A 23,435-nucleotide genomic window follows, 5' to 3' on the forward strand; every position below is an offset into this window, starting at 1 on the left:
AAGCTCCTCGATGTCATAGCTATTGCAGGTTGGGCAAATCAGCACCGCCGCTTCACAGTCAGGGGAGGCCGGTACAGCTCCACTCACCTGATGTATCGGATGGTGACCGCCACAATGACGGCACCAATGAGAGATAGCGGGAGTATTTTTCATGGCTGACCCCCTTGCCAGGAACTAGGCGCCAGGTTGGCAAAGCGAGTCTGATTTGCGATGAACGCGGTTCGAACGGTCCCAGTGGGGCCGTTGCGTGCCTTGCCGATGATGATCTCGGCAACGCCTTTGTATTCGGTCTGCGGGTGATACACCTCGTCGCGGTAAACGAACATGATGACGTCTGCGTCCTGTTCGATTGCTCCGGATTCCCGTAAGTCTGAGTTGATCGGGCGCTTGTTCGGACGTTGCTCTAGGGATCGATTGAGCTGCGATAGCGCTACCACTGGGCAGTTCATTTCCTTGGCAAGGGCTTTAAGGGCCCGAGAGATTGCGCTGATTTCGTTGGCTCTGTTTTCCTGACCCGCGCAGCGCATAAGCTGCAGGTAATCAATCAGGATCAGGCTCGGGTGGCCAAATCGGCGAGCTGCACGACGGGATTTGGCCCTGATCGCAGCAGGTGTTAGTTCCGATGAGTCGTCAATGACCAATCGTTCGCCGTAGCTGTTGATACGCGAAACAGCTGCGGTCAGTTTCGGCCAGTCTTCGTCATCGAGCTTGCCCTTCAGCAGCTTCCCAAGATCGATATGGCCAAGGATGGCCATCAATCGATAGAGCAGCGCTTTTGCCGGCATTTCCATGCTGAAAACCTGAACTGTCCGGTCTAGCTTCGCCTGGAGCGCTTTATCCACAAAGTTCAATGCCAGGGAGGTCTTACCCATCGACGGACGTGCACCGAGGATGATCAGGTCTGCTTCTTGAAAACCCGAGGTCAGATCGTCTAGATCGTCCAGGCCTGAAGGCACACCGGTCACCACTACATCACCATTGAAGTGCTCATCGATTTGTTCGACGACCGCTGTCAGGCACTTGTTGATGTTGACGAATTCCGATGCGCTTTTACCTTCCCCCAGGGCGAAGAGTTGCTGCTCGATGGACTCCTGAACCTCCGTGGCATTTGCCTGCGGATCTGTAGCTTCGCGAGAGCATTGGTAGCCAAGGGTCATGAGCTGCCTGAGCTGAGAGCGGTTACGTACGATGAATGCGTAGTGCTCTATGTTGGCCACTGAAGGAGTATTTTTCGCAAGTTCGGCGAGGTAGGCGAGGCCACCCGCTTCTTCGGGATTCTCCAATGCGTCATGTATGGTGACGATATCGAACGGAATGGCCTTGTCGGCCAGGCTGGCAATGGTCCCGAACAGCAAGCGGTGGTCGTGCCGGAAAAAATCGGAGTATTCCAGCTTGTCCGCGACGAGATCCCAGGCGTTATTGTCGAGAAGCAGCCCGCCTAATACGCCTTGTTCGGCCTCGACGGAGTGTGGTGGAGATAGGTCGAGATGATTCATTTCAACCGCCCCTGATCTATCTGCATAAAGCCGCTGCCGGTAGCTGCACCCAGAGCTTTGACCATGTCCACTTCGACCTTGGCCGAATTGATCATCACCTGCGCAACTTCGGCCACGGCTTTGGCGCGATCGATTTCCATTGGCTTGTCAGGATCCAGCAGGCCTTCAATGGCGACGAACAGGTGATTGCGAAGATCCTCAATCTTGTTTTTCATGTTCAGCCTCACGAATGGTGCGCTTGAGTTTGCCGACGGCGCGGATTACGGACTTCAGCTCTTCCGGATAGCGATGGATGGTGTTGCGGCGCATACGCTCCGCTCGACTGAGCAGCTCAAGATTGTCGATAGCGATTTGGGCCTTATTACCGTCCTTGAAGCACACGCAATGGTTGATAGGGACGGGACCGTAATGCTCCTCCCACAGGAAAATGTGCACACCTTGCCAGTCAACTGGTGGGTAACCGGTGTCAGTGATTTTTCGCTGCAGATACCCATCTGGTGTTGTGCGCAGGCTGCCAATCGGAAGCCAGTTCTCGGGCCGGTTTCCTGCCTTGAACTGTGTTGTTCCCATGCGGCCGACTGAGGGGAGCCCCTTAACGCCTTTGTTCCAAGGGGTCATGCCCTTGGCAAAGCGGTGCTCAGTGCCAGTTCTGCCATCAAATCGGCCACAGAGATTGCTGCTTAGAAATTCAGCGCTTTTGGATAAGCCAAGGCGTTTGGCCTTTGCGTAAACCTGATAGACGCTGAGTCCGATTTCATCGGCCAGTGCTTGGGTAGTTTCGTTGGGGTAGCGAGCAACGAGCATGCGCTCCTCAGCCTCACTCCAAATGTGATGCTTTTGAATCGGCACCAATCCCAATCGGGAGCGCGCATGCTCCAAGGTAGCCTTACCCAGAGGGGACAGACATTGACGTGTCATTGCCCACCTCCGGAAATAAGAGCGGGGTGGCCTGTTTTCCCTACGCCGCGATGGAGCCGGACGTTTTGCCCTTGATTCCAACCTGCGGTCATCGACCCGGTATCGTGGCCTTTGGCTTCGCGGGACTGGATCTCGAAGGTTTTCAGCATTGGATGGTGGTGTTCCAAGTAAGCGCTGATAGCTTTGCTTGTTTCACTGTCCATTGAGCCGGCGAATTCAGCCACTTTGTAACTCACGGCGTTTATCCAACCTTCTACGAACAGGGCACCTCTACGGCGCTTGGTTTTCAGTTGGCATCGCTTTTGTTGGGCTACATGCTCACGGCGTGCTGCCACCAATTGGTGATGCAGTGCGGAGTACGCATGCGCAGCGAGCTCTGGCGAAATACCTTTGCCCAAGAACTTGAAAGACCAGCCCTGTAAAGGGTTGTAGTAGGCAATGTGTTGGCTATCGAACGCTCGCGCACACGTCTGAGCGAGCAGGTGAAGCCAATCTTGGGGAGCTCGGCGGGTATGTGTGGGAACGCTCGCTTCATCAACCGTGTGAGCCGCAACTTCGATGGCTTCGAGGTTGTACTGTTTCATCAGGTTTCGGGCTTGGCGAAGCGCTGTTTCAACTTCATTAGGCGATGCACCGTTGGAGTTGGCCAGTGCAAAGCATTTAGCAACTTTTTCAAGAACTCGTTGCTTATCCATCACTCATCCCCTTCCTGCTGGGCACGAGGGGAGAGCGCCTCTGACCAAAGACGCAATGTTTCCTCTTCATCCACTGAGAGATAAACCCGGGCGCGACAGTCCGAAACCTTCTGTTTCAGCACATTGAGACGGTCCTGGACGCTGGAACCATCGTCGTAAGCAATTTCCTGCTCGATAGCTTGCACAACGTCATTACGCAGAGAGAGGACCGTGTTTACCCAGAACGCACTTGGGCTGGTCCAGCCAATGAGCTTTCGTGTGCAGGCAGGCGACAGGTAGTCACGGAGCCTGAGATTGAACTCACCAGGGGAATAACCATTCTTGAAAACGTCTGCGCGATTGAGCGTCAGCGCGGTTTTAAGAATCTCCAGGAGAGGTTCCAGAGCAGCTGGATCAGGGACAAAAGGTTTCAGATATGTATCAGCTACCAGTCGCTTCGCTTCTGCATCTCGTGCTTGTTGACGCCGCTTGGCCACGCTTTCGTCGCGGCCGCGCTTCTCCTTTGCGTGCTTTATGTTCGAATTCAATGACTCGATAAGCTTCGCGGCGTCCTGCAAAAGCTGACGCTGTTCAAAGCTCAAATGGGCACCAATGCGGCCGGGTAGATGTGTACCGCTCGTCAGAGAGTGGATGTCACGAGCAGTCCCACTTAGTTTGGCTTGCAAGCTGCGTAATTGTTGGGCGCTGTAGTACTTGCCAATCTCAAGGATGACGTCTGCAGTAATGCTGCGAGCATCGGTGATAGAAGGCTTTGCCATTTCAACGATCCTCCCTCACCAATTTGGCTACCCTCTCTTCGGTCATGGCCTCGAAGCGCTCGCGCCATTCAGGGAAGATTTCAATGGCCAATTGGCGGATGACGACTAGGGCTGCTGGGGATTTGCGGTTGGAAGGCTGGCGATATTCCAGGCGATGTGCTGGAACGCCGAGGGATGCAGCGCTGCGAAACACCACTGCAGTAGGAATAATGCTGTCCAAAACGCTGATTTCTTCATTGTCTTGGAATATTTCGCGCACTGACTGCTCGATCACCTGCGCGTCGGTGGTTTGATCGAGGTTGTTTATGGCGATCCGCACGGGAGGGATTTTCATCCCCAGGCGCCCGTAGGCGCGGAGCCCATCCAACATCTGCATGGTTCCGCGGCTAAATTCGCGTGCGGCGAGCATGTTGGGTGGAAGAGGGGATATGACCAGGTCAGACGCCAGAACCACCATTTCCAGCATGGCCGATCTAGCACCTTGGGTGTCAATCAGTACCAGGTCGAAATGACCTTCGAATGCCGGCATCAGATTGGATAGGCGCAATCTTCCGTCCGGTGCCTGCAGGAGCAAGCTGTTCAGTTGGTTATTTTCGTCGTTCGAGATCACCAGGGACAGATTGGGAATTGTCGTGCTGGAGATGATCTTGAGGGAGTCGGTGATATTGAAAGCGAGCAGATCATAGATGCCGCCCTGAGCTTCCTCGACCAATTGGTAATACGAAGAGAGCGAAGGCTGGGCTGGATCCAGATCGATCAGGAGGGTACGAAGGCCTGCGTCCGCGCAGAATGCGCCGAGGTTGGCCTCTATGGTGGTTTTACCAACGCCGCCTTTGGTCGAAACGACCGAAGTGATTTTCATGGTTTGGAGCCTCTAATGTGGGTTCATTAGAGGCTGCTAGGCCACGGCAATATTTTTCTATAGCGAACACAATCCTGAGCTCTGAACCGCTAAAACCAATTGTCTTTTAACCAATTGGTCGTAGGTTCGAATCCCACACGACCCACCATTTTTGAGACCAGTTAACGCTGGAATCGAATCTTAAGATCAGAGGCCAAAAGCGCTGATCGAAGAAGGCGACTGAAAGGTCGCCTTTTTATTACCGGGGTATAGCGCAGTCCGGTAGCGCGCCTGCTTTGGGAGCAGGATGTCGGGAGTTCGAATCCCCCTACCCCGACCATATTAAAAATCCTCGTATCGAAACATACGGGGATTTTTTTTGCGTGCACAAATCCTGAACTCGCCGCGAGGTAGGTGTGGGAGGGAGCAAGTCGAACCGTCGCACCGCCCCTCCCACAGGTGTTATGCGTTTTTAGTGGAGTTTGAGGCGCGGCTCAGTCCCACGTCCGATCTTGCTGCCCAGCATCAACATCGCCGTGCGGAAGAACCCATACAACGCCATCTGGTGCATGCGGTACAGCGACACATAGAACATCCGCGCCAGCCAGCCTTCCAGCATCACGCTGCCGGTCAGGTTGCCCATCAAGTTACCCACTGCCGAAAAACGCGACAGAGAGATCAGCGAGCCGTAGTCGGTGTACTTGTAGTTCGGCAACTCCTTGCCTTCAATCCGCAGTTTCAGCGACTTGGCCAGCAGTGATGCCTGCTGGTGAGCGGCTTGTGCGCGAGGCGGCACGTTGCGGTCCGTGCCCGGTTGCGGACAGGCCGCGCAGTCGCCGAAGGCAAAGATATTTTCATCACGGGTGGTCTGCAGCGTCTGCAGTACTTGCAACTGATTGATGCGGTTGGTTTCCAGCCCATCAATGTCCTTGAGGAACGCCGGCGCGCGAATGCCGGCGGCCCATACCTTCAAACTGGCCGGAATCACCTGGCCGCTGCTGGTAATCAGCGCGTCGGCCGTTACCTCACTGACCGCCGAGTCCGTCAGCACGGTCACGCCGAGCTTCTCCAGGGTTTTATGCACAGGCCCGCCGATACGTTCCGGCAGGGCAGGCAGCACCCGTGGGCCGGCTTCGATCAGGGTGATGTGCATGTTTTCCGGCTTGATGCGGTCCAGGCCATAGGCCGCCAGTTCATGGGCGGCGTTATGCAGCTCGGCGGCCAGTTCAACCCCGGTTGCACCGGCGCCAACGATGGCGACGCTGATTTTCTCCACCACATCAGTCTGCCCGGCATGAGCGCGCAGATAGTGGTTGAGCAGTTGTTGATGGAAGCGCTCGGCCTGCTTGCGGGTGTCGAGGAACAGGCAGTGCTGCGCCGCGCCCTCGGTGCCGAAATCGTTGGTGGTACTGCCCACCGCGATCACCAGGCTGTCATAGCCCAGCACGCGCGCCGGCACCAGTTCGCGACCTTCTTCGTCGAGGGTGGCGGCCAGTTGGATTTTCTTCTGTTCACGGTCCAGCCCGCTCATACGCCCCAGCTGGAACTCGAAGTGGTTCCATTTGGCCTGGGCAACATAATTGAGTTCGTCTTCAGACGAGTTCAATGAGCCAGCCGCCACTTCGTGCAGTAGGGGCTTCCAGATGTGGGTCAGGTTGGTGTCCACCAGCGTGATGCTGGCGGTACCGCGCTTGCCCAGAGTCTTACCCAGGCGGGTAGCCAACTCCAGGCCGCCGGCGCCGCCGCCGACGATAATAATACGATGGGTCATGGGGATATCTCGCAAGGCTAAAAGAAATCGGAGCAGTTACCCCCGCGAGCGCCAGGCAGCTCATAGCGTCAGGTAACTCAAAAGGCGGCTCAGCAGGCCGAGCCCGATCACCACCACCAGCACTACGCAGAGGAGCAGCCATGGCCGGAAAGGCTTGCGCTCGACTCTGTTCTGGGAGAGTTGCAGGTACTCTTCGACACGCTGTTGGTCGTCGGGTTTCAGGCGGCTGGTCATATAAGGCCTCGTCGGGTAGACGTTGCAAAAGGGCGCCACGTTACAGTCAAGGGATCAGAGGCTGATGCCTACATCGAACACTATGCTGCGGCCCAGGTTGTTGCGCAAGAAATCCGGCGCGTCCGGGTGGGCGAACAGCACCCGTGCAAACGTCGGCCCCACCAGGGACAGTGAGCGCCAGCCCTGGCGCAGGTATTCCGTGGGGGGCGGGAAATGGCTGTTGAGGTCGAGCACTTCGCGCTTGAGGCTGGTGAAGGCGACGATATCCAGCTCGCCCAGGTCCATCCCGCGCTCTTTGTAGTTGCGCGTCTTTTTACGCAACGTGGGCGCCAGGCGCAGCAGGAATTCGTGAGCAGGGATGCGTCGTGGCTTGGCTTCGCGTCGTACCAACTGGCTCAAGGAAAAGGCGCTGCGCCGTCGCAGCAGTTCATCGCGCCATTCATCGTTGAGGCGCCGGCCTTCATCCAGCACAAAAAACACTTCGAAACTGGCATCACGAAACAGCACGTCCGGCGGTTCTTGCCCGGCGGCGTGGAACTCTTCGGCGCGGTAAGGCACGTTCAGGCCTTGCAGCAGGCGCTGGCAGACCCAACGCTCACGCTCCCATTTGCGGGCATTGGACAGAAAGGCGTTGGCTTGTTCGGCCGCTACGGTGAGCAGGCGCAGGTAGTCTGAGTCATCCATGCTTGCAGCTTAGCGCTCAAATGATGACCGCAGGAAGTCCCGCTCCAAAAGGTCGGTGTAGACTGACGATTCGACTTCAACGCCAGCGAAGAGGTGTCGGGTGAGTTTTTGTGCAGTGGGATTGCAACCGTGATCAGCGCAGCAGTACTGGCACCGGGAACGCTCGGTATCGGCTGGCTGCTTTATACCCCGGTGCTCATCTGGGCGATCCTGCGCTCGCCCTGGGTCGAGGTGTTTGCCGACCGGCGGCGCCAACATTTGCTGTTCGGGACGGTGTTCGCGCTGTTCATGCTGTGGTTGGTGCGGCGGGATTTCGACACCGGCGTGTCCTACCACTTTATCGGCATGACCGCTGTGACCCTGTTGCTCGACTGGCCCCTGGCAGTCGTCGGTGGTTTCGCCGCCCAGTTGGGCTTGATGCTGTCGGGGCGCCAGGACCTGGCCGCGTTGGGCGTCAACGGCCTGTTGTTTATCGGGCTACCGGTATTGATCACCGAAGGCTGCGCACTGCTGGTTGAGCGAGCGCAACCGCGCAATCCCTTCGTGTATATCTTCTGTTCCGGTTTTTTTGCCGCCGCGCTGTCGGCCTTGTTCTGCCTGTTGCTGGGGCTGGGCTTGCTGTGGTTCGACGGGCGTTTTGCCATGCCGCAATGGCTGGAAGATTTCGTCGGCTACCTGTGGCTGATCATCTTCCCCGAGGCCTTTATCAACGGCATGGTGATCAGCGCGCTGGTGGTGTTTTGTCCGGAATGGCTGGAGACCTTCAACCGCACGCGCTACCTCTCGGCGCCTTGGAAAGACGACGATTCGCCGCGTTGATCCAGGTCAAATGCCCTGCGGCCAAGCAGGCCCATGCTCTGCCAAATTGTCTATGAGCAAAGCGGGAGCGCGGATCATGAGTGTGTATGAATGGGCACGGCAGGAGCTACGCAGAAGCCAGGATGCGGCACAGGAAATCGGTTTCGACCCAGGTTTGACCCTGCGCGCGATGCTCAGCGCGGTGGTGCAGCAGAGCAAGGGCGTGCGCAGTTTCGAAGACCTGGCCGACGAGCTGCAATACCTTGCAGAGAACCTCGACGACCAGCAGGAGTATGCCTTTATGCGTCCTTAATGGCGCGGCGGCAGGTCTTCGGAAAACAGCTCGTCTTCGGCGTCCGGCGCCACCGGAATCTTGTGTTCTTCAGCGGCCCAGGCACCCAGGTCGATGAGTTTGCAACGGTCCGAGCAGAACGGCCGGTTGAGGTTGGTCGCTTTCCATTCCACGGGGGCGCCGCAGGTTGGGCAGTCGACGGTCAAGGGTTGGCTCATGATCGGCCTCCACGCAAAGTAAGGTAAAAGTGGTGCAGTCGCTCGACCTCGCCGTGCAGCCAGGCGAGGTCCTTATCGTTGACCAGCACGTCATCGGCATGGTTCAGGCGGTCTTCGCGGCTTGACTGGGCCTTGAGGATCGCCTGCACCTGTTGCTCGCTGATGCCGTCGCGCTGCAGGGTACGCTGTATCTGCAGCGATTGCGGCACATCGATCACCAGGATGCGCTGGGTCATGCTGTACTGGCCGGATTCGATCAGCAACGGTGACACCAGGATCGCGTACGGCGAGCGCGCTCGCGCCAGGTGGCTGCGGATTTCCTCGCCGATCAGTGGGTGCAACAGGCTTTCCAGCCACAGGCGCTCTTCGGGCACTTCAAAGATCAACTTGCGCAACGCGGCGCGATCCAGTTGGCCGTCCGGTTGCAGTACGCCACCGCCAAAATGCTCGGCGATACGCGCCAGTGCCGGCCGGCCAGGTTCGACCACCCAGCGGGCGGCATGGTCGGCGTCGATCAGGTCGATGCCCAAGTCGATAAAGTGTTGAGCTGCGGCGCTTTTACCGCTGCCGATGCCGCCGGTAAGGCCAAGAATCCAGGGAGTTGCAACAGAAGTGGTCATCTGAAACCGACAGACTGCAAATAGAAGTCGGTTATTTGACCACCCCAGAGCAATGCAATCCAGCCGGCAATGGCCAGATACGGACCAAACGGCATCGGCGTCGAAGCCTGGGCCCTGCGCAGGCGCATCAGGATCAAGCCGACGAACACCCCCACCAGCGACGACATCAGCAGCGTCATCGGCAATATTTGCCAGCCCCCCCAGGCACCTAGGAGCGCCAGTAATTTGAAATCACCGTGGCCCATGCCGTCCTTGCCGGTGACCAGCTTGAACAGCCAGAACACACTCCACAGGCTCATGTAGCCGATCACCGCGCCCCACAGGGCGTCGGACAACGTCGTCAGCCATCCGAAGCCGTTGACGATCAGCCCCAGCCACAGCAGCGGCAACACCAGCACATCCGGCAGCAACTGATGATCCGCATCGATCAGGCTCATCGCCAGCAGCCCCCAGCTCAACAGCATGACCGCGCCCGCTTGCCAGCCGAAGCCGAATTGCCAGGCCACCGACGCCGAGACCAGCGCGCAGGCGAGTTCGGTGAGCGGGTAGCGTGCGCTGATGGGGGCCTTGCAGTGCGCGCAGCGGCCCCTGAGGAACAGATAGCTGAGCAGCGGGATATTTTCCCAGGGGCGTATCGGATGATCACACTGGGGGCAGCAGGAGTTCGGGTGCATGAGGTTGTAGGTCGGGCCCGTGGGTTCGGCGGGTAATCCCAGCACCTCATGGGCCTGGGCACGCCATTCCCGTTCGAGCATTTTCGGCAGGCGCCACGTCAGCACGTTGAGAAAACTGCCGACGATCAAACCCAGTACTCCCGCCAACGCGACAAAAAGCCACGGATGTTCACTCAACAGCACGCTCAAAATGCATTCCCCAGTTGGAAGACCGGCAGGTACATGGCGATGACCAGCGCGCCGACAATGCCCCCGAGCACCACCATGATCACGGGCTCCATCAGGCTGGTGAGGTTATCGACCTGATTGTCCACATCGGCCTCATAGTGGCTGGCGACTTTTTCCAGCATTCGCTCCAGGGTGCCCGATTCTTCGCCGATGGCTGTCATCTGGATCGCCATGGCGGGGAACAAGCCGCTGCTGGCCATGGAGTGATTCAGCTGCATGCCTGTGGATACGTCGCGACGCATATGTTCGATTGCCTTTTTGAACGGCTGACTGCCAGTGGCGCCGGCCACCGAATCCAGCGCCTGCACCAGCGGGACACCGGCTGCGAAGGTGGTGGAAAGTGTGCGGGCGTAGCGAGCTACGGCCGATCTGGTGAGCAGTTTGCCTGCCAGCGGCGCTTTCAACAAACCGGCATCCAGCCAGTAATGGAAAGCCGATGAAGTACGATACGCCTGGCGCAGGCCCATCACGCCTGCGCCCAGGCCCAGCATCACTGCCCACCAGGCGCGCTGCATGAACTCGGACAGGGCGATGACCTGCAGGGTAAAGCCTGGCAGTTGCCCGTCGACCCCGGCAAACAGGCTCTGGAACTGCGGCACCACATGTATCAGGAGTACCCCCGTGACAAGGCCGGCAACCACCAGCACTGCGATCGGGTAGGTCATGGCCTTTTTGATCCTGGCCTTGAGCTGTTCGCTTTTTTCCCGGTGAACCGCCACGCGTTCCAACAAGGTTTCCAGTGCGCCGGCCTGTTCGCCGGCAGCCACCAGATTGCAGTACAGGTCATCGAAATAGCGCGGATGTTTGTGCAACGCCTCCGCCAGGCTGCTGCCGGCGGCGATCTGCTGTTTAAGGCCCTGGGCCAGGTCACGAACCGGTGCATTGTCGAAGCCTTCGCCGATGATGTCGAAGGCTTGCAGAAGGGGGATTCCGGCTTTGAGCAGTGTCGCCAGTTGGCGCGTAAGCAGGGTGATTTCGGCCGCTTTGACCGAAGGGGCGAGGCTGGGCAACACGGCGGTTTTCTTCCGCACCCGGCCGGGGCTGATGCCTTGCTGGCGCAGTTGCGCCTTGACCAGGGCAGGGTTGTGCCCCGTGGTTTGCCCGGACACCCTGCGCCCTTTGCGGTTGATGCCTTCCCAGGCGTAAATGGTCGAAGCGTTGTTCATGTCACGGTTCCGCACACAGGTCGTCGAAGATTTACAGCTTAGTCAGGTGACGGCACCGGGCCGGGCGGTGGCGCCGGATAAAATGTCAGAATGTGCGTCGTGCAGGCGATCAAGCGCTTGCGGGTGAGTACACTGGCGCCGTTGCACACTACGGGGCGCAGGACGCGCCTTGTCATGAGTTCTGTTCTGGAGAGTGAATGTGATGCGTCAGAAAGGTTTTACTTTGATCGAGTTGTTGATCGTCGTGGCAATCATCGGCATTTTGGCCACCATCGGCTTGCCCATGTACACCACGCATCAGGCCAAGGCCAAGTTCACCGCCGGCCTGGCCGAGGTCGCCGCGCTCAAGGCCGGGTACGAAAGCGTCATCAACGAAGGCACCGTCCCTACATTGGCACTGATCGGTGGTACCAGCCCAACCGCCAACTGCAAGATCGATGTAGCGGGTGACGTAACCAGCGGCGCAGGCGCCATCAACTGCGAAATCCTCGACGCACCCGCGCCGGTATTGGGCAAGATCATCACTCTGACGCGCAGCGCTACCACGGGCTGGAAATGCACGACCAACGCCGACGCAAAATATGTCGCCAAGGGCTGCGGTGCTGACGGGGCGTAACTGCTGAACCCTGCGACGAGGTGGCCGATGGCAATAACCGTACAGCAGCGTGGCAGTCTTTTTCTGGTGGTAGCGGTGTGCCTGCTGACGGTTGGGATTTGCGCGCCGTTCAGCGGGCACGATCTGCAGCGTGTGATTCAAATCGCACTCGGCTTTTGTGCGGTGCTGTATGGGCTGTCGGTTGTCCCGGTGGAGCGGTTGGTGGACCGGCCTACGGCCTTGGGCCTGGCGCTGATTGCCGGGCTGGGCCTGGTGTCCTCGGCGCTGGCCCACCAGCCGCTCTGGGCGTTCACCGAAGTGGCGCTGTTTGTCGGTTGCGCGGCGATTGCCGCGGCGTTTGCCGTGCTGCGCCGTCGCAATGGTGAGTCGTTGGATCGTGTGTTGATCCTGATTGTGCTGTTGCTGTGCCTGATCAAGTCGTCGCAATACCTCTATGCCGCCGCGCATGCGTTCACCGGTGGCGGGCGCATGCTCGATCCTGACCTGTTGCTGTCCGGCTTTTCCAACAAACGTTTCTACGGTCAGTTCCAGACGTTCACCCTGCCGCTGCTGGCACTGCCCCTGCTGATACCCACGGTCTCGCGCCCCCTTCGCGGTGCGGTGTTCGCGTTGCTGTGCGTTTGGTGGCTGATCGCGATCAGTGGTGGCACGCGCGGTACGTGGCTGGGCATGGGGGCTGCGGGCATGGTGCTGGCGGTGCTCGGGCCGTGGGGGCGGCGCTGGCTGGGTTGGCAATTGGCCGCCGTGTTGGGCGGGCTATTGCTGTATTGGCTGGCATTTACGGTGCTGGCGGATTACTTGAACCTCGACTTGTCCAATGCCGCCGCGGATCGTCTCACCACGTCGCTGTCGGGGCGCGGCCCGATCTGGTGGCAAGGCTGGCATATGCTCGTGGAGCGCACGTGGCTTGGCTTCGGTCCGATGCATTTTGCCGATATCGACAACGGGATCGCTGCTCATCCACACCAGTCCGTTTTGCAGTGGGCCAGTGAATGGGGCGTGCCATCAGCGCTGTGCGTGGCGTTCCTGGCGGGGCGGGGCGGGTGGGCCACGGTGGCGGTGTTGCGCGAGCGAGCGCTGTCCCGCGAACGTGCGGACCTGGTGCGGTTATGCCTGTTTGCGGCGTTGGTCGGTGCGCTGGTGCAGTCCATGGTCGACGGTGTGATCGTCATGCCCAACTCCCAGGTCTGGTTGGCCCTGGTCGTCGGCTGGCTTATGGGCCTGCATGTGTGGCGATCCTCTGCGACCGCAACGCTGCCATTGGCGTGGGGGGCGTGGAATGTGCTGAGTGTATTGGCCGTTGGTCTGCTGATCGGGATAGCGGTGCGCGATGTACCGCACATCGACCAGGCCCAGCAGCAGTACAGGAAAACCCACGACCATTACTTGCAGCCACGCTTCTGGGCCCAAGGCGTGATTGCCCGCTGACGCGCGCAAGTTGCTGCACGCCCGATGCGGTGCTAGCTTTAGCCCACCGCCCGTGTAGCTCAGTCGGTAGAGCAGCGCACTCGTAACGCGAAGGTCGCAGGTTCGATTCCTGTCTCGGGCACAAAGGCAACACCGCTGCAAAGGCAACGTTTTCAGATGATCCCAGAATGGTTCTGAAGGCCAGACGAGCCGGCACATGTGCCTGTTCTTTTGTATCTGCGCAACCTTGATGACCCAGATGCATCCCCATTCCTTGATCTAAGAGAACAGACATGACCACTAAAGAGATGACCCAGGAAGCTCGGCACGAACAAGCGCTCAAGAACTACCTTGAGGAAACGTCGCAGCTTAAAGAAGAGATCAAGGACCTGAGCGCCGATGATCAGCGCGACCAGATTCAGTGGGCATTCGAGGACGAGGCCGAGAGCCAGGGCCTCCAGCCTTGGGAACTGACCCTCAAATACACCTCGACCCCGGAAGAGTTCGAAGCAGCAAGGCTGGCTCTGCACAAGGAAGCGGCCGAGGTGCTGGGTGTCGAATGGGACGAATATTGCGAGATGAATAACCTGGTCGTCTGAGTACACCGTAGTGAGCGGGCTTGTCGAATCGTCGCACCGCCCGCTCACTACAACGATCAGCCCTCAGATACTGAGGCGCATCGACAAATCCACTGCCTTCACATCCTTGGTCATCGCGCCGATGGAGATGTAGTCCACACCGGTTTCAGCGATGGGCAGCAGGGTGCTTTCATTGATCCCGCCGCTGGCCTCCAGCTTCGCCTTGCCGCCGTTCAGGCGCACGGCTTCACGCATATCCTCCAGGCTCAACTCATCGAGCATGATGATGTCGGCGCCCGCCGCCAGGGCTTCGCGCAGTTCATCCAGGCTTTCCACTTCAATTTCCACCGGTTTGCCGGGGGCGATTTTGTGCGCGGCGGTGATGGCCTGGGCAATACCGCCGCAGGCGGCGATATGGTTTTCCTTGATCAGGAACGCGTCATACAAGCCGATGCGATGGTTGTGGCAGCCACCGCAGGTCACTGCATATTTCTGCGCCAGACGCAGGCCCGGCAAGGTTTTGCGGGTGTCCAGCAGCTTGACCTGGGTGCTGGCGACAACATCCGCCAGGAATTGCGCGCGTGTGGCCACCCCCGACAACAGTTGCAGGAAATTCAGCGCCGAACGTTCGCCGCTGAGCAGCGAGCGCGCCGGGCCTTCGAGGTGGAACAGTGCCTGGTTGGGGCTGACACGCTCGCCATCGGTGACCTGCCAATGCACGGCGACGCGCGGGTCCAGCTGGCGAAATACCGCATCCACCCAGGCCGTACCGGCGATAACCGCGGCATCGCGGGTAATGATAGTGGCCGTGGCCAGCCGTTCGGCCGGGATCAACTGGGCGGTGATGTCGCCGCTGCCGATGTCTTCCAGCAGTGCGCGGCGCACGTTGGCTTCGATTTCGGCGGTGAGGTCGGCAAGACGGAGATTCGGCATAACAGGCTCCACAAACAAAGTGCCCCGATTATAGGGGCAGTGTGCGTTCGAACCCAGCGACCCGCTCATTTACCGGCACATAACAGAGTTTACTGGCGTAAGCCCCTCCAATTGCCAGATAATCCTGCGCCTTGCAATTGGCGTCATAGCTTTGACGTCATGGTGATGACCGGTGATCCACAGGACCTGACCCGGCCTGTGCCCGATTTCTCCCCAGCCGATACCGCCGTTTCAGGAGGCCAGGATGCACAATGACGGAAAGGTGCTGCCCTTCAACAAGGCCTACGCCACGCCATCGCCGCTCGCGCGCCTGCCGGTGGTGTTGCTGCAGGTTCGCGACAAGGCTGCGCAGCAGTTGCAGCAAGGGCTGCAGGACCTGTTCGATAACGCCGACGACACCTTGTTTGAAATGGCCGACAGGGCCCGCAACGACGTCGACCATCATATTTTCTTTGAAGCCATGCGTGACCTGCGCCTCAAGCGCAAGAATTTCGAGCGCGTGTTCATGGAGCAATTGTTCGAAGCCTTTTCCGGCCTGGGCCATGCGGGGCTGGGTGACCGGCAACTGTTGCCGGTGGTGTCCTATGACACGGCCTCGGGCGCGTCCAGGGATGATCAGGAAAAAACCGTGGCACTTGAGGCCATGCTGGGCCGTGTGCATAACCGTGATGGTCTTGCCTTGTCGCAGCTCACCGCACGCTTGAGCGCGGTGCTGGGCAAGCACCTGGATGAGCATGAGAACCCCCTGGGTCCGGCGCTGCTGTGCGAGTTTTTCCTGCGCGCGGGCCGTAGCCTCGGGGTGGAAATCCGCGTCAAGCTGATCATGCTCAAGCTGTTTGAAAAGTACGTACTCAGTGACGCCGACCAACTGTATGGCGAAGCCAATCAATTGCTGATCGCCACAGGCGTGTTGCCCGAACTCAAGGCGGTGCCCTCCCGTCGTCCCGGTGGGCGTGATGGACGTGACTGCCAGCGCGAACCGGCACTGCCGACCGCCGACCTGGCCATTGACGAAACCGGCCAGGAAGCCTTTGCGGCCTTGCAGCAATTGCTGGTCGCCGTGCGCGGCAGTGTGGCGCCGACTCTGGAGGCCAGTGCCGAGCCTGTGCCCATTTCCAGCCGTGATCTGCTGCGTCTGCTGTCGCATCTGCAGCAGTACGTGCCGGAGCCGCAAGCCGAGGACGATTTCGACCTGCGCAACCAGCTCGAGCAGCTACTGACGCGTGTCAGCGTCAAGAGTGGCAGGTCACGGGTGGTGGAAGTTGCGGACGAGGATGTGATCAACCTGGTCGCCCTGTTGTTCGAGTTCATCCTCAATGACCGCAGCGTGCCGGACGCCTTCAAGGCGTTGATCGCACGTTTGCAGATACCCATGCTGAAAGTGGCGGTGCTGGACAAGAGTGTTCTCAGCCGCGCCAGCCATCCGGCGCGGCGCCTGTTGAATGAAATTGCGGCGGCGGCCCTGGGTTGGAGCTCCAGGGATGATTGCTCGCGTGACAACCTGTATGTGCGCATCGAGCAGGTGGTGCAGCGCTTGCTCAACGAATTCATCGAAGACCCGGCGATTTTTTCCCAGCTGCTCACCGAGTTCAGCGCGTTTACGGCCGATGAGTGGCGCCGCAGCGAGCTGCTGGAACAACACACGCGCGACGCCGAACAAGGCCGCATGCGCACCGAAGCGGCCCGCCAGCGGGTCGCGGATGTGCTCAATCAACGGTTGTTGGGCAAGGTGTTGCCGGTAGCGGTCGTGCAGTTCCTGCAACAGGCCTGGAGCCAGGTGATGCTGTTGGCCAGCCTCAAGCATGGTGAGCAATCGGTGCAATGGCAGGCCGCGCTGCGCACCATGGACGAGTTGGTCTGGAGCGTCGGTCTGCCGGACGATACCGAGGCAGGTCGGCACCTGATGGAGCAATTGCCGGGCTTGCTCAAGGCCTTGCGTGACGGTTTGACCAGTGCCGCCTTCGACCCCTTCAGCACGCGCGATTTCTTTGTTCGCCTGCAGGCCCTGCATGTCCAGGCGCCCGAAGGCGTGGAGGCGTTAATCGAAGTGCGCGAGCCGTTCGTGCTCAGCACCTTGCCCGCCGATTCAGGCGAACACCTGCCGGCCGATGATCCCGACCTGCTCAAGGTTCACCAATTGCGCATCGGCGGCTGGGTGATGTACCAGCAGGACCAGGCCAACACCCTGCGCTGCAAGTTGACGGCGATCATGGCGCCGGCCGACACCTATATATTCGTCAGTCGCACCGGGCTCAAGGTCCTGGAGCAAAGCGCCGGTCAGTTGGCACTGGCGTTCAAGCGCGGCGCGCTGCAGACGTTGGACGACGGCCCCCTGTTCGAACGGGCGCTGGCCGCCGTGGTGGACAGATTGCAGCAACTCAATCGCGGCAAGTGATCGCAACCACAGGGTCGAACGCGGCATACTGGTCACACGTTGTCTCACTCAGGGAACCTGTATGCAGTTGGACCCCATCAGCGGTTGGTGCCAGGGCATCCGTCATTGCCCCTCGCCCAACTTCAACGAGCGCCCCGCAGGCGAAGTCTCACTGTTGGTGGTGCATAACATCAGCCTGCCACCGGCGCAGTTCGCCACGGGTAAAGTGCAGGAATTTTTCCAGAATCGCCTGGATGTCACGGAACATCCCTACTTTGAAGGGATTGCCGACCTACGGGTATCTGCACATTTTCTGATTGAGCGTGACGGCGCCGTGACGCAGTTTGTGTCGTGCCTCGATCGTGCCTGGCATGCCGGGATTTCGTGCTTCGAAGGGCGGGAAACCTGCAATGACTTTTCCCTGGGAATCGAGCTGGAAGGCACGGATGAACTGCCATTCACCGATGCTCAGTATGAGGCGCTGATCGAGTTGACCCGTCAGTTGCTCGGCGCTTACCCCGGTATTACCCCGCAACGTATCTGTGGCCACAGTGACATTGCGCCTGGACGCAAGACCGATCCCGGCCCCGCTTTTGATTGGACGCGCTTTCGCAGCGCCCTGCAGGATGGAGGACACGCACGATGAGTTTCCTGGTATTGGTACTGGCCGTGTGGATCGAGAAATTCTCGGCCCTGCGTCAACGTTTGCAGCGTGATGGTGGCTGGTTGCGCGAATTGGCCAAGCTGGAATCGAGCCCGCGCATGGGCAAACAGCCGTGGCTGATTCTGACCCTGTTGGTGCTGCTGCCGGTGGCGTTGCTGGCGTTGTTGCTTCTGGTGCTGGAGCCGGTGGCGTATGGCTTGTTGGCACTGCCGGTGCATCTGTTGGTGGTGATCTACAGCCTGGGGCGCGGCGATCTACTGGCCGGGCTCGGCCCGTTCCGCGATGCCTGGCGGCGTGGTGACTTGCAGGCTGCCGAGCATGTGGCCGAGCGCGATCTGGCGCTGGGCGCGGACAGCGGCGAGCAGTTGCTGGAACGCGTTCAGGGCCACCTGTTGTGGCAGGCGTACCAGAGTTTTTTCGCGGTGATTTTCTGGTACTTCCTGTTGGGTCCCGTCGCCGCCCTGGCTTACCGCCTGTTGGCGCTGGCCAGCGAGCACAGTCGCAACCCGTTGGTGGCCGAGCGCGCCGGGCAACTGCGACATGCCTTCGATTGGTTGCCGGTTCGCTTGCTGGCGGCCAGCTTTGCGCTGGTGGGCAACTTTGTTGCGGTCAGCCGCGTGATGCTTCATGAGCTGCTGAGCTGGGACATCAGCGCGGCTCAACTGGTGGAAAAGGTCGGCTTGGTGGCCGCCGAAATTCCGGCTCCGGTGGTGGGGGCCGACGGTATCAGCAGCCTCGATCGCCTGTGGGAACTGCTGCTGCGCGCGGCGGTGCTGTGGTACGCCGGGTTTGCCATCTGGACCGTATTGCCTTGATCCTTGTCATCAGCGGGCTTGCCCCGCGCCGGGCTGCTTAGCAGCCCCCTGGACTCCCCCCCTCGTTAACCTTAAGTTACAAAACTCCCCTTCAAATTGAGCTATACAGGCAGAGCGCCAAATAGTGGCTTTGTGCCGCCGCCCTGCGCCTCAATAAAAATAAAAACAAGGGAGTTCACCTGTGAAGAGCTTGCTCTATCCCGCTGTCGCATTGATGAATCGCCTGACCTTCAGCATGAAGTTCAGCCTGATCAGCGTGCTGTTCCTGCTGCCGATGCTGGCGACCAACTATTACCTGGTGCGCGATTCCTGGCGTGAATTCCAAGGCACCCGAGTCGAGCTGCAAAGCCTCGATCTGCTTGGCGGCAGCCTGGCGTTGCGTCGTGATCTGGAAACCCTCAACAACCAGGTACAGATCAACGCAACCCTCGGCCAATCGGGCAAGGCCGGTGACCTGGAGAGCCAGATCGGCACCCTCGAACAGAGTCTGCTCAGCCGCTTGCAAGCCCTCAACGCAGTGGCCGGCGAGCCTGAGCAAATAGTCGTTTTCGAAGGCAAGCGCGACGAACTGATCGCCGCCTTTACGGCCCAGCAACAGGAAACCTCGCTGATGAGTAAAAGCGCGCTGATCGGCAAACTGCTGAACAAGGCGCAAATGCTCAGCCAGATCATCGCCAGCCAATCCGGCCTGAGCCGCGATTCCCAGAGCGACCTGCGCCAACTCAGTGAGCTGATCACCAGTGTCACCCCGCAAGTCACCCAGACCTTGGGCGAAGGTCGTGCGATGGGCGCGTATTCCCTGGGCCAGGGTTTCCTCAACTCATCGTCCAGCACCCGCTTTGATGAATTGTTGCAGCAGCTGGAAAAACTCCACGCCGAATACGCCTTGAAGTTGCAGGACGCCCTGGGTTCCAGCAGCGCCGCGCATGCCGCCCTCGATGGCCTGGCCAAGGCCAGCAATGGGAGCCTCAAGCAAGGCAGCGCAGTTTTTGAAGAGCAGGTGGTGATGGCCGAAACTCTCGACGCGCCCTGGCCGGCCTTCTACGACGAGGTCAGTCAATTGATGGCCACTACCTATGAACTCGATGCAGCCACGCTGGCCTTCCTGGGCCAGCAACTGGAGCAGCGGCTGGCGCAGAACCGCACGCACATGCTGGTGCTGATCTCGGGCCTGACGGCGGTGTTCTTGCTGATTTTCTATCTTTACGCCGGTTTCTACGCCTCTACCCGCACCACCCTGCGGCGCCTGGGGGCCATGATGGACAAGGTCGCGGCCGGTGACATGACCGTGACCTTCGTTGCCCGCAGTCGCGATGAACTGGGCGACCTGGGCCAGGTGTTCAACGGCACCGTGGCGAAAATCCATGACTTGATCGAACGTGTCGGGCACACGGTCAGCCAGGTCGAGCGCCAGGCTGGCCAGGTGCAAGCGGTCTCGGCGCAGAGCAACCAGGCGGTGTCCGGTCAGCGCAGCCAGATCGAACAGGTAGCGACTGCCATGAACCAGATGTCGTCGACGGCCCAGGAAGTCGCACGCAATGCCGCAGCGGCGGTCAGCAGCGCCCACAGTGTCAACGATGAGACCGTCAGTGGCCGTAGCCTGGTGCAATCCCAGCAAGGCAGCATTGCGCGGCTGGCCTTGGAAATCGACCAGTCGGTGCGGGTCATCAACCAATTGGCCACCGACAGCCAGGCCATCAGCAGCGTATTGGAGGTGATCAAGAGCATCGCCGAGCAGACCAACCTGCTGGCGCTCAACGCGGCGATCGAAGCGGCCCGTGCGGGGGAGCAAGGGCGCGGTTTTGCGGTGGTGGCCGACGAGGTGCGTACCCTGGCTCGACGGACCCAGCAGTCCACCGAGGAAATCGAACAGATGATCAGCCGTCTGCACGACGGGGTGGCGGCGGCGGTCACCGCCATGGGCTCCAGCCATGCAATGGCGAATGGCACCGTGGGCCAGTCGGAGCAGGTACAGCAGGCCCTGGAAAACATCCTCGGTGCCGTCGGCATGATCGTCGATCAGAACCAGCAGATCGCCGCCGCCGTGGAACAGCAGACCGCGGTTGCCCACGATATCGACCAGAACATCGTCGAAATCAACCGTGCCGGTGAACATGCTGCCGACGGGGCGCATCAGACCGAAGCGGCGAGCCGGCAGTTGTCATTGCTGGTGGTCGAATTGAAGCATTTGATCGGGGCGTTTCGCGTGTAGGACGCGGGAGTAAGAACGGTCTTCGAGCGGTGTGGCGTTTTTCTGTATTTCACGGTGTGTCTTTTTTGAACGCGTAAGTAGGTGAGAATTTGTTTCACCTTATTAACGGTCCAAGGGAGGCACGACGATGACCGCTGCAATCGGCATCAAAGGGCACTGCGCCCATTGCGACATCACGTTTGTACTCAAACCCTGGCAATTGAATGCCATCGCGATCGAGGAGCCCTTCGATTGCCCGTATTGCCAGCAGATCCTGCAGTTGAGATGCCCGCGGCAGATGCGCCAATTCAAGTCGCTGGGCCACTGGGCCCTGGTACGCCCGAGCATGACCATGCTGACCTGTGCGGTGTTGATTGTGGCCCTGGCGGCGGAGTGGCTGGGGCTGATCAGTCTGGTCGGGCAGCTCAATGTGTCGCTGGTGGTGATCCTGATGCACTTTCTAACGCTGCGCTATGCCCGTTACCGGCAGAGAATGACGCTGCAACTGCAAATCGCCGCCGCGCCGTTACCAGTTGAACAGCTCGCACGCATTGCGTGTGCTCGCCTCGGCCAGCATTAGCGGGCTTGTGCCCATGCGCTCGGCCAGGGCGCCGCAGATCGCCGGCAAGTGCTCAGGGCTGTTGCGCCGGCCTGGGTACATGGCGGGGGCCATGTCCGGCGCGTCGGTTTCCAGCACCACGGCGTCCAGCGGCAGGTGCGCCAGCACCTTGTGCATGCGCAAGGCCTGCGGCCAGGTGGCGGCGCCGCCCAGGCCGAGCTTGAAGCCCAGCTTGATGTACTCGTGTGCCTCTTCGCGGCTGCCGGCAAAGGCGTGGATAATGCCGCCGCGTGGCAGGCGGATGCGCTTGAGCGTGGCGATGACCGCCGCGTGGCTGCGGCGTACATGCAGCAGCGCCGGGAGCTGGAAATCCACCGCCAGCTGAAGCTGCGCCTCGAACAGTGCTTGCTGGCGTTCGCGATCCAGCGTTTGCAGGAAATAATCCAGGCCGATTTCGCCGACCGCGCACAGTTGCCGATGGCTATGCAGGCGTGACAACCAGTCGGCCAAGGTGGTCAGGTCGGCGGGGCGGTGGTCGTCGAGGTACACCGGATGCAGGCCGAAGGCCGCGAACAAACCTTCATCGGCCTGCACCAGATCCCACAGCCTCTGCCAGTTCTGCTGATACACCCCCAACACCACCATGCGCCGCACGCCCAATTCACGGCTATGGGCGAGGACTTCGCGCCGATCCGTGTCGAAGTCGGCGAAGTCCAGGTGAGTGTGGGTGTCGATCAGCTCCACGCTTACGCCTCGATAATGCGCTGCTTGAAGGTCCGGCCGATGGCGTGTACGCCCGGCTGGTACTGCTCTTCTTCAATCGCCGCCAGCGCCAGGCGCAGGGCGGCGTCCGCGATCAACTGGTGTTGCTGGGCCATGGCGTTGACCGGCAGTGGCAAAAAGTCCAGTAACTGGGTGTCACCAAACGTGCCCAGGCGCAGCGGGCGTGATTTGAGCGGATAGTCATGCAGTGCGTCGAACACGCCCTGTAACAACACATAGGACGTGGTCACCAGCGCATCAGGCAGGTGCCCCAGTTGCTGGAGCAATTGCTGCATCAACTGGCGGCCACCCTCGCGACTGAAGGCTTCGGCGTGTTCGACGATGATTTCACCGGTGAACCCCTGCAGCGCTTCGCGAAAACCGGCGGCGCGCTCCTGGCTGATGCTCAACTCGGGCCGTGCGCCGATCAGCACGATCTGCTTGGGCAGCGGTTGCAGCAGGCTGGCCGTCAATTGCTGGCAGGCCTGGCGGTCGTCGCTGACCACCGAGCAGAACTGTTCCGGCGCCATCACCCGGTCGATAGCGATCACCGGCAGGCCCTTGGCTTGCAGCTCGCGGTAACTGTCGTCGTCGGCGGGCAGGCAACTGGCCACGAACAACGCGTCGCAACGCCGGGCGCGGAACAGTTGCAGCAACTGGCGCTCGCTGTCCGCATCGTCGTCGGAACTGGCGATCAACAACTGATAGCCGCGCGCTCGGGCGCCTTGTTCCAATAGCTTGGCGATACGTGCGTAACTGGGGTTTTCCAGGTCGGGCAGAATAAAGCCCAGGGTGCGCGTATGCCGGCTGCGCAGCCCGGCGGCCTGTGGGTTTGGGGTAAAGCCATGAGCCTCGACAACGGCACGCACCCGCTCGACGGTGGCATTGCTGATGCGTTGCTGTTCGGCCTTGCCGTTGATGACGTAGCTGGCGGTGGTCACGGACACACCGGCGAGACGCGCGATATCACTGAGTTTCAAACCGGGATTTCCTTGTTTTTTAGAGCTTGCCCCGACATTTTGTCCAATCCTAACCGATTCCAGCCCGGGACCCATGTCCCAGCTCAAGTGCCGAGTGGGTCTTCAAGGATGGCCAATTAACGCGTAATCTGCCATAAAATCTAGATTAAACGTTTCAGCAGGC

At 59.9% G+C, this 23,435-nt stretch carries 26 protein-coding genes and 2 tRNA genes; 12 read left to right on the forward strand and 16 right to left on the reverse strand.

The genetic code is table 11. From position 1 onward, the window contains the following. Positions 1-149: 149 nt before the first annotated feature. From dnaB to PSH66_RS04620, 6 genes are read right to left on the reverse strand one after another with little or no spacing between them, the layout of a single operon-like run. Positions 150-1,496, reverse strand: a complete 1,347-nt coding sequence (gene dnaB / locus PSH66_RS04595) for a replicative DNA helicase (RefSeq protein WP_305428474.1) — start codon at positions 1,494-1,496, stop codon at positions 150-152. After that, positions 1,493-1,711 carry a hypothetical protein gene (locus PSH66_RS04600; RefSeq protein WP_119737117.1) on the reverse strand — a complete coding sequence of 73 codons (219 nt, stop codon included), beginning with the start codon at positions 1,709-1,711 and terminating at the stop codon, positions 1,493-1,495. Before PSH66_RS04600 ends, dnaB begins: the two co-directional genes overlap by 4 nt. Beyond that, positions 1,695-2,414 (reverse strand): HNH endonuclease signature motif containing protein, encoded by a 720-nt coding sequence (locus PSH66_RS04605; protein ID WP_305428475.1) that lies wholly within the window; start codon positions 2,412-2,414, stop codon positions 1,695-1,697. The genes PSH66_RS04600 and PSH66_RS04605 overlap by 17 nt, the downstream gene beginning before the upstream one ends. Continuing rightward, positions 2,411-3,109 (reverse strand): DUF2786 domain-containing protein, encoded by a 699-nt coding sequence (locus PSH66_RS04610; protein ID WP_305428476.1) that lies wholly within the window; start codon positions 3,107-3,109, stop codon positions 2,411-2,413. The genes PSH66_RS04605 and PSH66_RS04610 overlap by 4 nt, the downstream gene beginning before the upstream one ends. After that, positions 3,109-3,867, reverse strand: coding sequence for a hypothetical protein (locus tag PSH66_RS04615; RefSeq protein ID WP_305428477.1), 759 nt, complete (start codon positions 3,865-3,867; stop codon positions 3,109-3,111). The genes PSH66_RS04610 and PSH66_RS04615 overlap by 1 nt, the downstream gene beginning before the upstream one ends. Before the next feature lies 1 nt (position 3,868). Continuing rightward, positions 3,869-4,729 (reverse strand): ParA family protein, encoded by an 861-nt coding sequence (locus PSH66_RS04620; protein ID WP_305428478.1) that lies wholly within the window; start codon positions 4,727-4,729, stop codon positions 3,869-3,871. 242 nt (positions 4,730-4,971) lie between these two features. Here PSH66_RS04620 and PSH66_RS04625 point away from each other — a divergent pair. Further along, positions 4,972-5,048, forward strand: a tRNA-Pro gene (locus tag PSH66_RS04625). A gap of 132 nt (positions 5,049-5,180) precedes the next feature. On the opposite strand, the gene PSH66_RS04630 is transcribed toward PSH66_RS04625, so the two are convergent. From PSH66_RS04630 to PSH66_RS04640, 3 genes are read right to left on the reverse strand one after another with little or no spacing between them, the layout of a single operon-like run. After that, entirely contained in the window at positions 5,181-6,479 is a 1,299-nt protein-coding gene (locus PSH66_RS04630) for an NAD(P)/FAD-dependent oxidoreductase (RefSeq protein WP_003171673.1), read from the reverse strand. Between the two features lie 60 nt (positions 6,480-6,539). Then, positions 6,540-6,713 carry a DUF3094 family protein gene (locus PSH66_RS04635; RefSeq protein WP_003171674.1) on the reverse strand — a complete coding sequence of 58 codons (174 nt, stop codon included), beginning with the start codon at positions 6,711-6,713 and terminating at the stop codon, positions 6,540-6,542. 54 nt (positions 6,714-6,767) lie between these two features. Beyond that, a complete protein-coding gene (locus PSH66_RS04640; RefSeq protein ID WP_305428479.1) occupies positions 6,768-7,397 on the reverse strand; it encodes a DUF1780 domain-containing protein in 630 nt (209 codons plus the stop codon). A 129-nt stretch (positions 7,398-7,526) separates the two neighbouring features. Between PSH66_RS04640 and PSH66_RS04645 the strand changes: the two genes are divergently transcribed. After that, positions 7,527-8,216, forward strand: coding sequence for an energy-coupling factor ABC transporter permease (locus PSH66_RS04645; protein ID WP_042945574.1), 690 nt, complete (start codon positions 7,527-7,529; stop codon positions 8,214-8,216). A gap of 76 nt (positions 8,217-8,292) precedes the next feature. Further along, complete coding sequence (locus PSH66_RS04650; protein ID WP_003171680.1) at positions 8,293-8,508, forward strand: hypothetical protein; 216 nt, start codon at positions 8,293-8,295, stop codon at positions 8,506-8,508. Here the strand turns inward: PSH66_RS04650 and yacG are convergent. From yacG to PSH66_RS04670, 4 genes are read right to left on the reverse strand one after another with little or no spacing between them, the layout of a single operon-like run. Continuing rightward, on the reverse strand, positions 8,505-8,705 hold the full coding sequence (gene yacG / locus PSH66_RS04655; RefSeq protein WP_003188437.1) for a DNA gyrase inhibitor YacG: 201 nt from the start codon (positions 8,703-8,705) through the stop codon (positions 8,505-8,507). The genes PSH66_RS04650 and yacG overlap by 4 nt on opposite strands. Next, a complete protein-coding gene (coaE, locus tag PSH66_RS04660) occupies positions 8,702-9,325 on the reverse strand; it encodes a dephospho-CoA kinase (protein WP_003171682.1) in 624 nt (207 codons plus the stop codon). Before coaE ends, yacG begins: the two co-directional genes overlap by 4 nt. After that, positions 9,322-10,188, reverse strand: coding sequence for an A24 family peptidase (locus PSH66_RS04665; RefSeq protein WP_141064335.1), 867 nt, complete (start codon positions 10,186-10,188; stop codon positions 9,322-9,324). The genes coaE and PSH66_RS04665 overlap by 4 nt, the downstream gene beginning before the upstream one ends. Next, on the reverse strand, positions 10,185-11,393 hold the full coding sequence (locus PSH66_RS04670) for a type II secretion system F family protein (RefSeq protein ID WP_305428480.1): 1,209 nt from the start codon (positions 11,391-11,393) through the stop codon (positions 10,185-10,187). Before PSH66_RS04670 ends, PSH66_RS04665 begins: the two co-directional genes overlap by 4 nt. Before the next feature lie 202 nt (positions 11,394-11,595). Between PSH66_RS04670 and PSH66_RS04675 the strand changes: the two genes are divergently transcribed. The 4 genes from PSH66_RS04675 (at position 11,596) to PSH66_RS04690 (ending at position 14,015) form a co-directional block, all read left to right on the forward strand. After that, positions 11,596-12,009: a pilin gene (locus tag PSH66_RS04675; protein WP_042944156.1), complete on the forward strand. Its 414-nt coding sequence runs from the start codon at positions 11,596-11,598 to the stop codon at positions 12,007-12,009. Positions 12,010-12,036: 27 nt separating this feature from the next. Further along, entirely contained in the window at positions 12,037-13,437 is a 1,401-nt protein-coding gene (locus PSH66_RS04680) for an O-antigen ligase (RefSeq protein ID WP_305428481.1), read from the forward strand. Positions 13,438-13,485: 48 nt separating this feature from the next. Continuing rightward, positions 13,486-13,558, forward strand: a tRNA-Thr gene (locus PSH66_RS04685). A 151-nt stretch (positions 13,559-13,709) separates the two neighbouring features. Further along, positions 13,710-14,015 carry a DUF6388 family protein gene (locus PSH66_RS04690; protein WP_305428482.1) on the forward strand — a complete coding sequence of 102 codons (306 nt, stop codon included), beginning with the start codon at positions 13,710-13,712 and terminating at the stop codon, positions 14,013-14,015. 63 nt (positions 14,016-14,078) lie between these two features. Here the strand turns inward: PSH66_RS04690 and nadC are convergent, their stop codons facing one another. Further along, entirely contained in the window at positions 14,079-14,927 is an 849-nt protein-coding gene (gene nadC / locus PSH66_RS04695) for a carboxylating nicotinate-nucleotide diphosphorylase (RefSeq protein ID WP_003171690.1), read from the reverse strand. A 244-nt stretch (positions 14,928-15,171) separates the two neighbouring features. Here nadC and PSH66_RS04700 point away from each other — a divergent pair, with 244 nt between their 5' ends. From PSH66_RS04700 to PSH66_RS04720, 5 genes are all read left to right on the forward strand, one after another. After that, positions 15,172-17,322 carry a DUF1631 domain-containing protein gene (locus PSH66_RS04700; protein WP_305428483.1) on the forward strand — a complete coding sequence of 717 codons (2,151 nt, stop codon included), beginning with the start codon at positions 15,172-15,174 and terminating at the stop codon, positions 17,320-17,322. Positions 17,323-17,383: 61 nt separating this feature from the next. Then, positions 17,384-17,947, forward strand: a complete 564-nt coding sequence (ampD, locus tag PSH66_RS04705; RefSeq protein WP_078823228.1) for a 1,6-anhydro-N-acetylmuramyl-L-alanine amidase AmpD — start codon at positions 17,384-17,386, stop codon at positions 17,945-17,947. Beyond that, on the forward strand, positions 17,944-18,780 hold the full coding sequence (gene ampE, locus PSH66_RS04710) for a regulatory signaling modulator protein AmpE (protein WP_141064340.1): 837 nt from the start codon (positions 17,944-17,946) through the stop codon (positions 18,778-18,780). Before ampD ends, ampE begins: the two co-directional genes overlap by 4 nt. A gap of 1,507 nt (positions 18,781-20,287) precedes the next feature. After that, entirely contained in the window at positions 20,288-20,992 is a 705-nt protein-coding gene (locus PSH66_RS30060; RefSeq protein WP_370694843.1) for a methyl-accepting chemotaxis protein, read from the forward strand. 127 nt (positions 20,993-21,119) lie between these two features. Then, the gene (locus PSH66_RS04720; RefSeq protein ID WP_003171696.1) at positions 21,120-21,551 is read left to right on the forward strand and encodes a hypothetical protein; all 432 of its coding nucleotides are present in this window, start codon (positions 21,120-21,122) and stop codon (positions 21,549-21,551) included. Here PSH66_RS04720 and PSH66_RS04725 read toward each other — a convergent pair. Both PSH66_RS04725 and cra read right to left on the reverse strand, forming a co-directional pair. Beyond that, positions 21,498-22,274, reverse strand: a complete 777-nt coding sequence (locus PSH66_RS04725; RefSeq protein ID WP_305428485.1) for a TatD family hydrolase — start codon at positions 22,272-22,274, stop codon at positions 21,498-21,500. The two genes, PSH66_RS04720 and PSH66_RS04725, sit on opposite strands and share 54 nt — an antisense overlap. A 2-nt stretch (positions 22,275-22,276) precedes the next feature. Beyond that, on the reverse strand, positions 22,277-23,272 hold the full coding sequence (cra, locus tag PSH66_RS04730; protein ID WP_003171698.1) for a catabolite repressor/activator: 996 nt from the start codon (positions 23,270-23,272) through the stop codon (positions 22,277-22,279). Positions 23,273-23,435: the final 163 nt, after the last annotated feature.

The sequence above is a fragment of the Pseudomonas sp. FP597 genome (assembly GCF_030687435.1).
GTDB lineage: Bacteria > Pseudomonadota > Gammaproteobacteria > Pseudomonadales > Pseudomonadaceae > Aquipseudomonas > Aquipseudomonas lactucae.